General features: G+C 40.2%; 2 protein-coding genes and 1 tRNA gene. 2 read left to right on the top strand and 1 reads right to left on the bottom strand.

Annotated features, from left to right (window positions below; genetic code table 11):
• Positions 1-264 precede the first annotated feature (264 nt).
• Entirely contained in the window at positions 265-900 is a 636-nt protein-coding gene (locus tag F3741_07965) for a peroxiredoxin (protein MZG30725.1), read from the bottom strand.
• Between the two features lie 303 nt (positions 901-1,203).
• Here F3741_07965 and F3741_07960 point away from each other — a divergent pair, with 303 nt between their 5' ends.
• Positions 1,204-1,503, top strand: coding sequence for a hypothetical protein (locus F3741_07960; GenBank protein MZG30724.1), 300 nt, complete (start codon positions 1,204-1,206; stop codon positions 1,501-1,503).
• Between the two features lie 110 nt (positions 1,504-1,613).
• Positions 1,614-1,690, top strand: a tRNA-Lys gene (locus F3741_07955).
• Positions 1,691-2,211: the final 521 nt, after the last annotated feature.

Genomic DNA, 2,211 nt, shown 5'->3' with positions numbered 1-2,211 from the left:
TCGGCAGAATTGCATTTATTACTTTCTGTGCCTGAGCACGAAGAGTAACATCTTCACTTCGAAGAGACATTTCCAGAAAAGGTAAGGCATCTTCACCAAGTTTGACTAACTCGTGACGAACCTTTTCTCTCACAAACTCATCGCGGTCTGTCAATAACTGAATCAAGTATGAAATCTGTCCGGGTGGATTTTGATTGCTCATGGCAAAAGAAACTAAAACCAGGCGGGGGTTTGCCCGCCTGGTTGGGGAAAAATACCGACCGATTAAATATCCGGTTGCGGTGTGGTGCGTAAATAAGGTTTGATTACTTTGTGACCTTTGGGAAATTTTGCCGGAATGTCTTCTGTTTTGATTGCGGGAACTACAACACAATCATCACCATGCTTCCAGTCTACGGGTGTGGCGACCTGATAATTTGCGGTCAGTTGAAGTGAATCGATCACACGCAGAATCTCATCAAAGTTTCTTCCCGTTGATGCAGGGTAGGTGATTGTGAGTTTGACTTTCTTGTCGGGTCCAATAATGAACACCGAACGGACTGTCAAGTTATCCAGAGCATTCGGGTGGATCATGTCATACAGCTCAGAAACTTTCTTTTCAGGATCGGCAATTATGGGGTAATTGACAGTGCAAGCCTGAGTTTCATTAATGTCATTGACCCAGCCCTTGTGTGAATCCACAGGGTCTACACTTAATGCCAGTACTTTTACATTCCTCTTTTCAAATTCGCTTTTCAGATTTGCCACACGACCTAATTCGGTGGTGCAGACAGGGGTGTAGTCTTTCGGGTGGGAAAATAAAACCCCCCAGCCGTCACCAAGATAACTATGAAAATCAATGGTGCCTTCTGTGGTTTCTGCTGTGAAGTTCGGTGCTGTATCTCCTAATCTTATAGCCATAATCTACTTCCTTCTCAAAAAAGATTATAATTGATAAAAATGTTTTACTTATATTGTCCAGATAAACCCAAAAAAGGCTGGGAAAATATTTATTTATCGGATAATGGAATCAGAAACAATTATATCATAGCTGAAATCCACGGGAAATGACCTGAAATTAGCTGGAACTCATTTGCTTGAGTCTTTGTTAATATATAATAGGTACTTTTATTGGATGATTCTCGCTGGTTGAGGGTGCAAAAACATTTTTAACACTGATTTTTAAGAGGTTCTGGCATCAATCTAGAAGAAACAAAAATACTCTTGAGGCAAGTCTGGGCATTTATGCTGATGGGACTCTATGGTATTGGAATTTTCCAAGCGCGTGCGTTGACCCTTCAGCCGGAGTTAGTCACAGCGCAGGAATCAATTTTACCGGATGTGTCCAAGGTAATATTTTTTGGTTTGCTGTTCGTGTCGTTCCTGATAGACATCGTGGAAATGCGAGAGGATAAAGACAAGGCATACCAGTTTTTGTTTTTATCTTTGGTCGCAGGGGGATTTTCAGCTCCAGTCAGTACCTTGCAGTTCAAGGTTATCACCTGGATTTCCAGTGGAGGATAAGAGGTTGCGTATCTTCTCAAAAACATTAGTTGAATTGCGACGCTATGATCTGAAACTTGCCTGACTGATGTTGATTGAGTAAAATGAATAACAATCCAGATATAAAATGTGGGCCGTTAGCTCAATCAGGCAGAGCAACTGACTCTTAATCAGTAGGTTGAAGGTTCGATTCCTTCACGGCTCACCAATAAAATCAATGGGTTACAGTTTAGGCTGTAGCCCATTTTTTATTTGTGTAGGCACAGTGTAGGCAGGAGAGATAAAACAGGTGAGGATTTAAGCTGGGTAGACAGTGTTCATTTTTTTTGTCTGCGATGGCAAATGAAGAGCAAATTAGTTAGGTAGGTGTAAAGAATCTAAGGGGCTATCAATAGCCCCGAAGACTCTAGCTAACTTTCTTGAACGTAAGACCCAGTTTTATACCCCTTCGGGGCATGAATGCTAATGAAGAAATATCACATGAGCAAGGTGCAACTGTTAGACGCATCGGGCAATACGTCAGGAAGTAGGGAATAATTATTTTTAAATAATATCTTATATAAAGAAGACAAAAATCATCTGTTTGAATATAACCTTTTTTAAAAATTTTTTGTTTAAGGAGGTTTTTTATGAGTAGTGTTCATGAGCACATGAGTTCGCCTGTCTTATTTATAGGTTCAGAATTAAAGGCGAAGGATGGAATTGCAAAAATGATTAAAAATAATATTT

The organism is Nitrospinota bacterium, assembly GCA_009873635.1.
GTDB lineage: Bacteria > Nitrospinota > Nitrospinia > Nitrospinales > VA-1 > LS-NOB.
Note: the sequence above shows the minus strand (reverse complement) of the source record. Positions and strands in the feature narration are given on the sequence as shown.

Excerpts from the sequence above, each read along its gene's own strand:
- F3741_07965 (MZG30725.1), bottom strand. The coding sequence starts at position 900 with ATGGCTATAAGATTAGGAGATACAGCACCGAACTTCACAGCAGAAACC.